The 12,585-nt window shown below is 63.0% G+C and carries 12 protein-coding genes; all 12 read right to left on the reverse strand.

What is annotated here, in order from left to right:
• Nucleotides 1–5 precede the first annotated feature (5 nt).
• The 12 genes from GBB18_RS04875 to GBB18_RS04925 all read right to left on the reverse strand — a co-directional run bounded on the left by GBB18_RS04875 (nt 6) and on the right by GBB18_RS04925 (nt 12,573).
• Entirely contained in the window at nt 6–695 is a 690-nt protein-coding gene (locus GBB18_RS04875; RefSeq protein ID WP_151549884.1) for a DUF2334 domain-containing protein, read from the reverse strand.
• Nucleotides 696–755: 60 nt separating this feature from the next.
• Nucleotides 756–1,373, reverse strand: a complete 618-nt coding sequence (bluB, locus tag GBB18_RS04880) for a 5,6-dimethylbenzimidazole synthase (RefSeq protein ID WP_151640923.1) — start codon at nt 1,371–1,373, stop codon at nt 756–758.
• Between the two features lies 1 nt (nt 1,374).
• Nucleotides 1,375–3,480, reverse strand: coding sequence for a S9 family peptidase (locus GBB18_RS04885; RefSeq protein WP_151640924.1), 2,106 nt, complete (start codon nt 3,478–3,480; stop codon nt 1,375–1,377).
• Between the two features lie 144 nt (nt 3,481–3,624).
• Nucleotides 3,625–3,759, reverse strand: a complete 135-nt coding sequence (locus GBB18_RS10820; protein WP_255441716.1) for a hypothetical protein — start codon at nt 3,757–3,759, stop codon at nt 3,625–3,627.
• Between the two features lie 32 nt (nt 3,760–3,791).
• Nucleotides 3,792–4,580: an ABC transporter ATP-binding protein gene (locus tag GBB18_RS04890; RefSeq protein ID WP_225990239.1), complete on the reverse strand. Its 789-nt coding sequence runs from the start codon at nt 4,578–4,580 to the stop codon at nt 3,792–3,794.
• On the reverse strand, nt 4,577–5,725 hold the full coding sequence (locus GBB18_RS04895) for an iron ABC transporter permease (RefSeq protein WP_225990240.1): 1,149 nt from the start codon (nt 5,723–5,725) through the stop codon (nt 4,577–4,579). Before GBB18_RS04895 ends, GBB18_RS04890 begins: the two co-directional genes overlap by 4 nt.
• 68 nt (nt 5,726–5,793) lie before the next feature.
• Nucleotides 5,794–6,999 (reverse strand): ABC transporter substrate-binding protein, encoded by a 1,206-nt coding sequence (locus GBB18_RS04900; protein WP_151640926.1) that lies wholly within the window; start codon nt 6,997–6,999, stop codon nt 5,794–5,796.
• A gap of 326 nt (nt 7,000–7,325) precedes the next feature.
• Nucleotides 7,326–8,219: a phosphoribosylaminoimidazolesuccinocarboxamide synthase gene (locus GBB18_RS04905; RefSeq protein WP_151640927.1), complete on the reverse strand. Its 894-nt coding sequence runs from the start codon at nt 8,217–8,219 to the stop codon at nt 7,326–7,328.
• Nucleotides 8,220–8,300: 81 nt separating this feature from the next.
• Nucleotides 8,301–9,728: an adenylosuccinate lyase gene (gene purB, locus GBB18_RS04910; RefSeq protein ID WP_151549878.1), complete on the reverse strand. Its 1,428-nt coding sequence runs from the start codon at nt 9,726–9,728 to the stop codon at nt 8,301–8,303.
• An 85-nt stretch (nt 9,729–9,813) separates the two neighbouring features.
• Entirely contained in the window at nt 9,814–10,449 is a 636-nt protein-coding gene (locus GBB18_RS04915; RefSeq protein WP_151529796.1) for a TrkA family potassium uptake protein, read from the reverse strand.
• A complete protein-coding gene (locus GBB18_RS04920) occupies nt 10,442–11,710 on the reverse strand; it encodes a TrkH family potassium uptake protein (protein WP_151550461.1) in 1,269 nt (422 codons plus the stop codon). The genes GBB18_RS04915 and GBB18_RS04920 overlap by 8 nt, the downstream gene beginning before the upstream one ends.
• 209 nt (nt 11,711–11,919) lie before the next feature.
• Nucleotides 11,920–12,573, reverse strand: a complete 654-nt coding sequence (locus GBB18_RS04925; protein ID WP_151549876.1) for a DapH/DapD/GlmU-related protein — start codon at nt 12,571–12,573, stop codon at nt 11,920–11,922.
• Between the last annotated feature and the right edge of the window lie 12 nt (nt 12,574–12,585).

A 12,585-nucleotide genomic window follows, 5' to 3' on the forward strand; every position in this document is an offset into this window, starting at 1 on the left:
CCAGCCTACGCACAGGAACGATCGAGGATACTGCGATAGGTGTGCGGCTCAGCACCATAGCCGGTGGCGGCGTCGATGGCGTGGAAAAAGTCGCGTTCCGCCCCCGGTTTCGCCAGCGAGCGGGCGGAGATAGACAGTCGGACTGTATTGCCGCGGGCGGCGCCGCGGCGGGCGGCTTTGGCGATGCTGCTGCGCCACCAGGAGACACTGCCATAGCCTTCACCCACGGAAAGATTGCGGGTGCGCACGAAGTCACCGGTTTGAAAATCGTAGATACCTTTGGTGGAGGCACCACCGCGAAACCCCAGTTCAGGCAGCACCTGCAGGGTGCCGGTGGACATGCGCCAGCGCGGCGGGGCAAAGAGGTCGAGCTCGAAACCGACATCGTCCATCAGCCGCAGCGCCCCACGGAGCCGCAGCCGCGCCTCGTGGGCAGGCAGCGTGGCGAACTCGGTGCGGCGGCCCTGCACCGAGGCATCGAATCCGTTGAGCACGAGGGCATGGCCCTGCTCAGTGCAGTCGCGCAGCCACTCTTGGGTGGCGCGATCGCGCTTCAGCCGCCACTCCTCGATCCGCGGCGCCACCAGAATGGACACCGGCAGATCTCGGCACTGACACCGCTCCACAAACGCGGCCGCATCGTCGATGGTGCTAGCGAAAACCGAGGTGAGTGAAACCAGCAGCGTGGGATGCATAGCGCGATTATCGCACCCCAGCGCCGCGCCCGCAGCGCGAGCAGCCCCAGGTTCAGGCCGCTAGGGCAGGCGCTCTTGGTGGACGGCGTCGTCGAGGCTGCGACCGTGGTTCCAGCCGAAGCGCACCAAATCCGGCACCTCCTCGAGGTGGCTCACCGGCCCCACGCACAGCCAGGCCACGGGGCGCTGGCGGCCCGTGCAGCCCACGAAGTCGGCCAGAAAGTCCTCCTCATAGAAGCTCACCCAGCCCATACCCAGCCCCAGCGCGGTCGCAGCGAGCCACATGTTCTCAATGGCGAGGGTGACGCTCATCAACCCGGTCTCATCGATGGTGTGGCGGCCCAAAATATGCGGCCCACCCCGCTCCGGATCATAGGTCACCACAATCCCAGTGCCGGACTCGCGAATCCCCTCGATCTTGATGGGATTGAATACCTCTTTGCGCTCTGCCGGCAGCGAGTCCGCGAAGGCGCGGCGGCGCTCGGCCACGTGCGCGGCAAAGGCCTCGAGACGGGCCGTATCCTGCACCACCACAAAGTCCCAGGGCTGGGAGTTACCCACCGAGGGGGCCGCATGGCCGGCGCGGAGAATACGGCGAAGCGAGTCGGCGTCGATACGCTCGCCGGTGTATTCGGCCCGCACATCGCGGCGCCGGGAGATGGCGTCGAAAAGCTCCATGCTAGGCCGCCCCCGCCTGATCGAGCACCCAGGCGTATTCGAAGGCGGTCTGCTTCCACTTGTCGTAGCGGCCGGAGACACCGCCATGACCAGCAACCATCTCGGTCTTGAGCAGGAACTGACCGCCGGTCGCGGTAGCGCGCAGCTTCGCAATCCACTTCGCCGGCTCCACGTAGAGCACGCGGGTGTCATTGAGCGAGGTGATCGCCATGATCTTGGGATAGTTCTGGGCGCACACATTCTCGTAGGGAGCGTAGGTGGCGATGTAGTCATAGACCTTCGCATCGTGCAAAGGGTCGCCCCACTCCTCCCACTCGGTCACGGTGAGCGGCAACTCCGGCATGAGAATGGAGGTCAGCGGATCCACGAAGGGCACAATCGCCTGGATCGCGGCGAACTTCTCGGGGGCGAGGTTGGCCACCGCGCCCATGAGTAGCCCGCCCGCAGAGCCGCCCTGGGCCACCAGCTGCTGCGAGGTGGTCATGCCGGAATCCAGCAGGTAGTCGGCGCAGGCAATGAAGTCGGTGAAGGTATTCATCTTCTTCAGCATCTTGCCCTCGTCATACCAGGCACGGCCCATCTCGCCGCCGCCGCGAATATGGGCGATGGCGATCACCATGCCTCGATCCATCAGCGATAGCGCGGAGACAGAAAAGCCCGGCTCATTCGACATCTCATAGGAGCCATAGCCGTAGAGCATGGTCGGATGGGGCTGGGAGAGGTCCAGATCGGCACGACGAATCAGCGAGATCGGGATGCGCGAACCATCGCTGGCGGTGGCCCATTCCCGCGTGGCGGTGTAGTCATCGCGCTCATAGCCGCCGAGCACCTCCTGCTCCTTGCGCACGATGCACTCGCCGGTGGCCACCACATAGTCCAGCACCTGGGTGGGCGTGGTGTAGGAGCTATAGCCCATGCGCAGCACCGGGGCGTGCCACAGCGCATTGGAGCCGAACCCAGCGGAATAGAGCTCCTCATCGAACTCGATCGGCTCGAAATTCCCAAAGTCGGCACCGTATAGGTCCATAATGGCCAGCCGCGCCAGCCCCGCGCTGCGGTAGCTGAGAACCAGCTGCTCAGCGAAGCAGTCCACACCCTCGAGGCGCACGTCCTCGCGGTGTGGCAGCAGCTCGTGGAGGTCCTCCACCGTGGTCAGCTCGCCCACGGGGGCCCAGCCCAGTGCGAAATTGGGGCCGGTGGCGTTGTGCAGCACTAGCCAGCGGTCCTCGCCGCCCACCACGGCGTGATCCACCCCGTACTCGACGCCGGGGGTGCGGGGCATGAGGCATGTGAACTCGCCGGTGGGATCAGACATCGGGCACACCCACTGCTCGGAGGTGAGCTTGGAGGAATCGTCGATCACCAGATACTTATTGGAGCGCGTTTTCCCGATGCTCACCCAGAACTTCTCGTCCGGCTCGTGGAAGATGCGCACATCCGCGGCGGCGTCGGTGCCGATCTCGTGACGCCACACCGAGTCGGGGCGCCAGGCCTCATCGACGCGGGTGTAGAAAATATAGCGCTCATCCTCGGAGAACAACGCCCCGTAGAAGGTGTCGGCGATACGATCCGGGAGCAGCTCGCCCGTGCTGAGGTCCTTGATCACGAGCTCGAAGCGCTCATCGCCGCTGGTATCGGTGGAATAGGCCACATAGCGCCCGGATCGGGTGGCGACCATCGCCCCGAGGGAGAAGAAGTCATGGCCCTCGGCGAGGGCGTCCATATCCAGCACTACTTCCTCGCGCGGATGCGGGCTGTCCGGGTGGATCTCCGGCGGAGTCCAGGAGTCGCCCTCCACGGGGATGCGGCAGGAGCGCCCATAGGACTTGCCTTCTTCGGTGCGGCCGAAATACCAGTACTTCTCCGTGCGCGAGGGCACGGACATGTCGGTTTGCTTGATGCGGGAGGAGATCTCGGAGAAAATTGCCTCGCGCAGCGGTGCTAGGTGCGCGGTTTCCTGCTCGGTATAGGCGTTTTCCGCGTTGAGATACTCGATCGTCTCGGGGGCGGTTTTCTCCCGCATCCATTCATAGTTGTCCACAAAGCTGCGGCCATGGTGGGTGCGGGTGATCGGTCGGATGTCAGCGACAGGGGGCTGTACGGTCATAACCCCACATTCTACAAATGAGGCCCAGTCCCCTTCCCCGCCGGTGACTGCCCACGCTTATCGACGCCTCCCTGCCGCCCCCGCCCCGCCCAGTCCGCACGCTAGCGAGCCGGCGGGGCGCTGTTTAGCGCCGTTTAGTGCTGTTTAGCGCCGGGAGAGATTCTCGTCGAGCTTCTTCTCAATCGAGTTCAGCTTCGTGGCCATCCAGTAGAGCCCGTAGAGCACCGCGATGAACGGAAGCAGAGATAGGGCTATGAGCAAAATTTCGGTGATCCCCATGACTGTCCTTCCTTCGGTCGTGATATCACCGACTATATATGCGGCGCCAGTTCCTCGTGCTCGAGCGCGTGTAGCGGTTGCACCATCCGCATCCCGCCACGCTCGAATACCTCGGCATGCACCCCGTAGACGTTCTGGATGAGTTCTGGGGTGAGCACCGCATCGGGGGCACCATCGGCGTGCAGCTCGCCTTGTTGCATCACGACTAGGCGGTCCGAATAGCGGGCAGCAAGGTTAATATCGTGAATCGCCAGCAGGCCGATGGCGTTGTGCTCGCGCACCCACTCCCGCACGAGATCCAGCAAAAAGAGCTGTCGGTGCAGATCAAGGGCACTCGTGGGCTCATCGAGCACCAACACATCTGGGCAGGTCACCAGGGCTTGGGCCACGGCCACCAGCTGCCGCTGGCCGCCGGAGAGCTCGCCGAGATAGCTGTGCGCCAGATCCGCGATACCCAGCCGCTCCATGGTGGCAGCGGCCGCTTCCTCCGGCTTGCCGGTGCTGGTGCTCGCCCGGCGCGCCGCGATGAGCACCGTCTCGAAGGCGTGAAGCGCCGCGGTGCTGGGCAAATCCTGGGGTACATAGCCCACGTGCCGGCGCAGGCTGGCACCTTGGAAGCGTTCCGCGCCCGTATCGAGCACCACGCTTCCGCGGTGTTTATTCACCCCGGAAATCGCTTTGAGCAGTGTGGACTTACCGGCGGCATTGGGGCCGAGCAGGGCGGTGAGCTCTCCAGCGTGCAGCGGCTCGCAATCGAAACCGGGCACGATCACGCTGCGGCCATAGCGCACCGATACGTGGTTGAGGTTCAGGGTGGTCACCACAGGTTCCTCCTCTTGGTCACGATGAGGGTGATGAAGAAGGGCACGCCCACCAGGGCGGTGATGATGCCGATGGGCACGGCCACACCGGGGATGATGAGCATGCTCACCGCGTGCGATACCGAGAGCATCACCGCCCCTGCGGCGGCGGAGGCGGGGATGAAGTAGCGCTGGTCCTCGCCCACGAGCATGCGGGCGATATGCGGGCCCACTAGGCCGACGAAGCCGATGATTCCGGAGAAGGCCACAGCGGTGGCGGCCATGAGGGAGCACAGCACCAGCACACCCACGCGGAGGCGTTGGACGTTCACGCCCATGGCCTGAGCGCGGGCGTCGCCAAGCTTTAATGCGGTTAGTCGCCAGGACAGCAGAACGAAGATGGGGATGCTGATGGCCACCACAATGGCGAGCACTAGGTTGCCGGCCCACGTGGCGCGGGTCATTGAGCCCATGGACCAGAAGACGATCTGCTGCAGGGCCTCGGTGGAGGCGCGGTATTGGATGAGCGCCAGCAGGGCCTGGAAGAGGAAGACGAGGCCGATGCCGAGCAGGATCATGGTTTCGGCGCTGGCGCCGCGCCAGATAGAGGCGCCGACGATCACGAAGGTGGCGATCATCGCCGACACCCACGCCACCATGGCGAGGTTGAACTGGGGTTGATCGATGATCACCCAGCCCAGCACGATGGTGGCGGCACCACCGAAGGCCGCGGCGGCGGAGATACCAAGGGTAAAGGGCTCGGCCAGCGGATTGCCCAGAATGGTTTGCATTTGCGCACCGGCCACCGAGAGCACGATGCCGACCAGCAGCGCCATCACCGACATCGGCAGGCGCAGGCTATAGAGCACCGTGTGGTCCTGGCTATTCAGCGAGCCGGGGTTAATGAGGCCGAGCACCACGCCGCGCGCGCCCAAGTTAGTGGGCCCGACCACGGTGGCGGCGATAAAGCCGATGATGGCCACGGCCACGAGAAGGGCGATAATCAGCCAGCGCTTGACGGTGGTGGCGCGGTGCTGCCGCACCAGCTGCGCCGTTACCTCCGTGCTGGCAAAAGTGGTGGGGCGGGCGGACGCATCCTTATTCTCTGCGTCGGCGGCGGTGTTCGTGGGTGATGTCGTGCTGGAATCTTGCACGCGTGAGGTCATGAATAATGTCCCTGAGTACACGGCGGCGCAGCCGTGAGCCGACTGCGCCGCGAAAAGTGGGTAGGTGCCTACTTGTTGTGCTTGACGAAGAACACGCCCGATGCCTCGAAGGGCAGGTAGTCCTCGTGGGCCTGCTTCCAGTGGGCCGCTACGTCCTCATCCTTGAAGAGCTCTGGGTGCAGCCATGCGGCGAACTGCTCCAGGGCGAGGAAGTTCATCGGCGAATCATAGAACTGGTGCCACACGCCGTAGAGGTGTCCCTGCTTCGGGGCCTCCAGCTGGTCGAAGCCATTGGTGGCGAGCAGACCAGCGAGGGTCTCCTGAGCCTTTTCCTCCGTGGCGAAATAGCCGAGCTCCACGTGCGGGATAGCCTGCTTGGTGGCATCATCCTTGGAACCGGTGACGTCGGCACCCCAAGAACCGCCGGTAGCGATGATCGCCTCCGGTGCCTCAGCGATCACCTTTTCTGCGGTGATATCGCCGGACTCGGTGTCGAGAATCTCATCGCCGAGGTTCTTGCCGCCGGCGACGTTGATGAACTCGCCCAAGTTGGACTTGGACACGGTGGCGCAGCAGTCCTTCAGACCAGCGGCGCGCCACAGCAGGGTGGTGGGACGATCCTCATCAGGGAGGTCCTTGGTCCTCTCCTCGAGGCGGTCGATGGTGTCCTGCCAGTCCTTGTTGAACTTCTCGGCCGCGTCCTTGTGGTCGAAGAGCTCACCCAATGCGGTCACGGACTTGGTGGTGTTCTCCAGCGGGTGCTGGCGGAAGTCAGTAACAATGTATTTGATGCCGGCCTGATCGAGCTTGTCCAACATGCCGGTGGTGGAGACCGCATCATAGTGGTCAGCGGTCATCACCAGCGCGTCCGGCTCGAAGGAGAGCAGATTCTCCACGGTGACATCGCCCTTGGCCATATTGCCGATCTCGGGCAACTCGTTGACCTCGGGCACGGACTCCTCGAGGCGCTTCTTAAAGGAGGGAGCGCCCTTGGTCAGGTCGCTACCGATCGCCACCACGTGGTCGATTGGGTCCTCATTATTCAAAATCGAGGTGGCGAAGAGGGCACGGCCCTCGCCGAGGATCACCCGCTCCGGCTGCTCGTCGAAGGTGACGGTCCGGCCCTTCACGTCGGTGACAGTCACCGCCGTGTCCTCTGGGGTGGTGCTTTCCTTCTCTGCCTCCGAGTCGGCGCCGTTTCCTCCGGCGCAGGCGCTCAGCGCGAGGCTAGCGGTGGCGATTAGACCGAGTGCCACACTACGCACACGTCTCATGAAGTTCCTCCTGCAGGTACTTGTGTGAACGCAGCGCCCTTCACACCCACGCCATCACGCGGGCACTCCCCGCCCTGCGTTGACACCTAAAAGCCACGCTCAGCAAAGATAAACTCAGCAACGCTGCGTTCCATTTGATAGAACTTGTGAATGCTAACATAGGCTTAGCTAAGTTGGCTAGGTGTGGTAGGTGACTCTTCCATCGCACCGCCTGCTGAACTGCGAGAACACAAAAGCCGAGAGCATAGAACACTCTCGGCTTTGCTACAAACTAATGAGGATAGGCTATGCAGTCTACCTCGACCGTGGAGGGGATGGGGCGGCTGCTATACGCAGGTGCCAATCCACTCGGAAAACTTCTTGCCCGATACCCGCTCATAGGCGTCGATATAGCGCTCCCGGGTGGCCTCCACCACGGAGCCGGGCAGGGCCGGCGGCGGGGTGTGATCCGACTTCTTCCACCCCGACTTCGGGCCGGTGAGCCAGTTGCGCACGTACTGCTTATCGAAGCTGGGCTGAACCGCGCCCTCCTTGTACCCGTCCTTCGGCCAATAGCGGGAGGAATCGGGGGTGAGCACCTCATCGGCAAGCACGAGGGTGCCGTCTTCGTCCACGCCGAATTCCAGCTTGGTGTCCGCCAGAATCAGCCCGCGCTCCTCGGCGAGGGCCGCAGCGGTGCGGTAGATGGAGAGAGTGGCCTTGCGCAGTTGATCGGCGCGCTTCTCGCCGAGCTTCTCCACGACTCGCTCGAAGGAGACGTTCTCATCGTGATCGCCCAATTCCGCCTTCGTGGCAGGGGTGAAGATCGGCTCCGGCAGCTTAGAGGCCTCACGCAGGCCGTCGGGAAGCTCGATACCGCAGACGGTGCCGTGCTCCTGATACTCGGCAAAACCCGAGCCGGTGAGATAACCGCGGGCCACGCACTCGAAAGGCAGCATCTTCAGCTTCTTGCACAGAACGGCGCGGCCGAGCACCTCCTCCGGGATTCGCTCATCGTCAATGGGGCCGGCGAGGTGATTGGGTACATCGAGAATGTCGAAGAAGTGCATACTCATGGCGGTGAGCACGCGCCCCTTGTCCGGGATTTCGGTGTCCAAGATGTAGTCGAAAGCCGAGATGCGATCGGAGACCACCATGAGCAGAGTCTCCTCATCGACCTCGTAGATCTCACGGACCTTGCCTGCGGAGACGTGGTCATACGATGAAAGTTCTGGACGCATGATTAAGCAGTGTAGACCTCTCACCCCACGGGTGCACACCTTATGCTCAGGTTTGTTCTGCCCCGCAGGCAAGGCGGGGTATTAGACGATTTCTCCTGGGGTGTAGTTCACTGCCTCCGGGTACTGATTGGCCAGCTCTTGGACGTGGTTGAGCACCCGCTCCACCTGCGATTCGGCCTCACCAATGAAGGCGTGACGATCAGCCAGGGCGGCGTTGAGCTCCTCTTCGCCCAAAGGAAGGCGCTCATCGGCGGCCAGGCGCTCGATCAGATCCTGCTCGGCGCCATTTTCGCGCATATTCAGCGCCACCGCCACGGCGTTTTCCTTAATCACCTCGTGGGCCTGTTCGCGGCCCACCCCAGCGCGCACGGCGGCCATGAGAATGCGGGTGGTGGCAAGGAAGGGCAGGTAGCGATCCAGCTCGCGCTCGATCATGGCGGGGAACACCCCGAACTCGTCGAGGACAGTGAGGAAGGTTTCAAACATGCCGTCGATGGCGAAGAACGCATCGGGCAGGGCGACGCGGCGAACCACCGAGCAGAACACATCGCCTTCGTTCCACTGCTGGCCGGCGAGATCGGCCACCATGGTGAGATAGCCGCGCAGCACCACCTGCAGGCCGCAGACACGCTCACAGGAGCGAGCGTTCATCTTGTGCGGCATCGCCGAGGAGCCCACCTGGCCTTCCTTGAAGCCTTCGGTGACTACCTCATTGCCCGCCATAAGACGGATCGTGGTGGCCAGCGAGGAGGGGCCGGCGCCCAGCTGCACCAGAGCGGAGAGCACCTCGAAATCGAGGGAGCGGGGATAGACCTGGCCGACGGAATCGAAGGTGCGGCTGAAGCCGAGGTGATCGGCGATGCTGCGCTCGAGAGCGGCCAGCTTCATGGGATCGCCGCCCATGAGATCCAGCATGTCCTGGGCGGTGCCCATCGGGCCCTTGATGCCGCGCAGCGGATAATTCTCCAGCTGGTGTTCGATGCGCTGCACCGCCACGAGCATCTCGTCTGCGGCGGAGGCGAAACGCTTGCCCAAGGTGGTGGCCTGGGCAGCCACATTGTGGGAACGACCAGCCATCACCAGCGCCTTGTTCTCCGCGGCGAGGCGGGCCACGCGGCTGAGCACGGCCACGGATTTATTGCGAATGAGCTCAAGCGAGGAGTGCAGCTGCAGCTGCTCGACATTCTCGGTGAGATCGCGGCTGGTCATGCCCTTATGGATGTGCTCATAGCCGGCGAGGGCATTGAACTCCTCGATGCGGGCCTTCACATCGTGGCGGGTGATCCGCTCGCGAGCGGCGATCGAATCCAGGTCGATCTGTTCCACTACCTCTTCATAGGCGGTGATGGCCTCGGCGGGGATGTCCACTCCCAGCTCGGCTTGGGCGCGCATCACGGCGATCCACAGGCGGCGTTCCGTGATGATCTTGTACTCGGGGCTCCAAATCTGCGCCAGTGCAGGCGAGGCATAGCGGGAAGCAAGGACATTAGAGATGCGTGGTGTCGACATAGTGGCTATTATCGCACGCCACGCTCTCAAGGCGCGGGCATTCGCTTATCGACGCTCTCCTGCCGCCCCACGAGTGGGCAGGCGACTAGCGGCGCCGCTCGCAGAAGCGCTCGAGGGTTTTCACCGGGCCGGCGGCAATGAGAATGTCATCGGGGCCGATGACATCGTCCGGCACGGTGGGCCGGAAGCTACGCCCGGAGCGCTTAAGGGCCACAATGTCCGGTTCGGCTTCGGCGACCTGGTGCCCGTGCAACCAGCGCGGCGCGGCGAGCTTGACCATCGCATAGTCCACATCGAACTCGATATAGTCCTCGGCGTGGCCGGAGATCACATGCGCCAAACGCTTGCCGGTGGAGAATCCGGGGCGAATGAGGTTATTGACGCCCATCGAGCGCAGGATCGTGGCATGCGCCTTGGAATCCGCTTTGGCCCACACCCCCGTGACTCCGAGCTCCTTGAGGTTATTCACTGTCAGCAGCGAGGCCGACATGTCCTCGCCGATGCCCACGATCACGTGTTCCGCATCGAGCACACCGAGCTGTTTGAGGGCCTCGATATCGGTGGCGTCGGCGATCACGCTATGGGTGAGCTTTTCTGCCTCTTTGAGGGCGCGTTCGGAAATGTCCACGCCCACCACGTCCACTCCGGAGGCAACCAGCTCCTCGCCGAGAGCGAGGCCGAAGCGCCCCAGACCGAGAATGACAACTCTTTGCTTAGCCAATGAAGGGCCTTTCTTTGGGATAGGACAGATGGCTGCGTTTTTGGGAGGCGAGCGCGGCCACCACGGTAATGGGGCCGATCCTGCCCGCGAACATCAACCCAATTAGGATCAGCTGGGCCGCCGGCGGCAGTGCATCCGTGATGCCGAGGGATAGTCCCGTCGTAGAGAATGCGCTAATGACTTCGAACGTCACCTTCTCCATGCCCAGCTCCGGCGCCAGCATGGTCACCCCAAGGGTAGCGCCAACGAGCAGGGTCAGCGACATCATGATCACCGACAGCGCCTGGCGCACGGTGGCATTGGGGATGCGCTTGCGGCGAATATCTACCTCTTCGCGACCACGCACCTCGGCCAGCACCACCACGAGTAGAACGGCCACCGTGGTGATGCGGACACCACCGGCGGTGCCGCCGGAGCCGCCGCCGATGGCCATGAGCACCTCGGTGAGAACGATATAGCCGGGGTGGATGGTTTCCATGTCGATGGCGTTAAAGCCGGCGGTACGGGTGGTTGCCGAGTGGAAGAAGGACAGCAGCCACGAAGTGTCTTCGAACATGCGCGCACCGAGGGTGCCCACGATGAGCAGGATGATGGTGCCCCAGACGGTGAACCAGCCAGAAAGGGATTTCATCGCCTGGGAGGGGGCGGCCACAATATAGAACCCCAGACCGCCGATGATGATCGCCGCCGCCACGGGCAGCAGGATCAGGGCATCACTGGCATAGGGAATGAGCGAGTCGCTATGCAGCGCAAAGCCGGCGTTATTGAATGCGGAGACGGCGTGGAATCCGCCCTGCCACACGGCCTGGCCGGGAGTGAAGCCATAGCCCTTGGCAAAACGTGCGGCGAGCAGGATCGCGGTGACAAGCTCCATGGTCAAGGAGATACCGACGATAGTGAGCACCGCCTTTTTCACATCACCCAGGTGCGAAACTCGCCCTTCGGCGGTGGTGGTGATGCTGGATTTAAGGCCCACTTTGCCTAGGGCCAGCCAGCTCACCAGCACGGTCAAGGTCATAATGCCTAAACCACCCAGCTGGATCAGCACCATGATGATGGCCTGTCCGGTGTGGGAGAAGTAGCTGGCGGTATCCACCACAATCAAACCGGTCAGACACACCGCCGAGGTGGCGGTGAACAGAGAGGTAATGAAGTCGTAGCTCTGCCCTGGCGCATGGGCCACGGGCAGACTCAGTAGCGCGGTACCGATGGCGATGAGGATAAGGAATCCTCCCGCCACGAGGAACGCAGGTCGTTTCATGGAGCGCTAGTATATGCCTCTCTTAGGTTCATAGGTAGTTACACAGGCGTGTTCATTCTTACACCCGTTTCACACACTTTTCGCTGCGCACGCCCCAAGACCACGACGCACACCCGCCCGCCACCGAGAACTGATCTCGGCGACGGGCGGGTGCGACAGAGTGCGAGGCAGTAAACTTTTTTGCGCTGCCCTGCGGGGTGGCTGCGCCGCTAGGCGTCGCTCTCCCCCAGATCGACGGGAATTCCCGCGGGAAGCTCATCCCGCTCAGCGTTGGCGCCGGGGTTAACTCCCTTCGTCACCTGCACGGGGTTTCCGGAGGCGATGGAGTGGGCCGGCACATCGCGGTCCACCACGGAACCAGCAGCGATCACAGACTTGCGGCCAATGGTCACACCCGGCAGCACGGTGACGCCAGGACCAATCCACACATCGTCTTCGACCGTAATGGGCTTGGCTATTTTCCAGCCATAGGAGCGCATCTCCGCATCGTGCACCGGCGGCATGGCGGTGTAGAGCTGGCAACCGGGGGAGATATTCACGCGCTCCCCGATCTTCACCTCGGCGGAATCGAGGATCGTCACATTGGCCTGGATACGGCTGCCCTTGCCGATGGAGGTATGCACGCCGTATTGGATATAGATCGGCGATTCCACCTCGGTGTCCTCGGTATCGAAGTGGCCGAGCAGACCGAGCAACAGGTCCTGCTGACGAATCTCATCGGTGGTGCTGTTGAAATCACGCAGGGTGCGGGCCGCGGCACGACGGGCCTCTGCGGGCTCCTTGGACTTCGGCAAGTACCATTCTCCGCTGCGCATCTGCTCCAGCGTGGAGTAGGTCTCGGGATCAAAACTGTTTTCGCTCATGGATCCATTGTG

The organism is Corynebacterium sp. 11A, assembly GCF_008930935.1.
In the GTDB taxonomy this organism is placed as follows: domain Bacteria; phylum Actinomycetota; class Actinomycetes; order Mycobacteriales; family Mycobacteriaceae; genus Corynebacterium; species Corynebacterium megadyptis.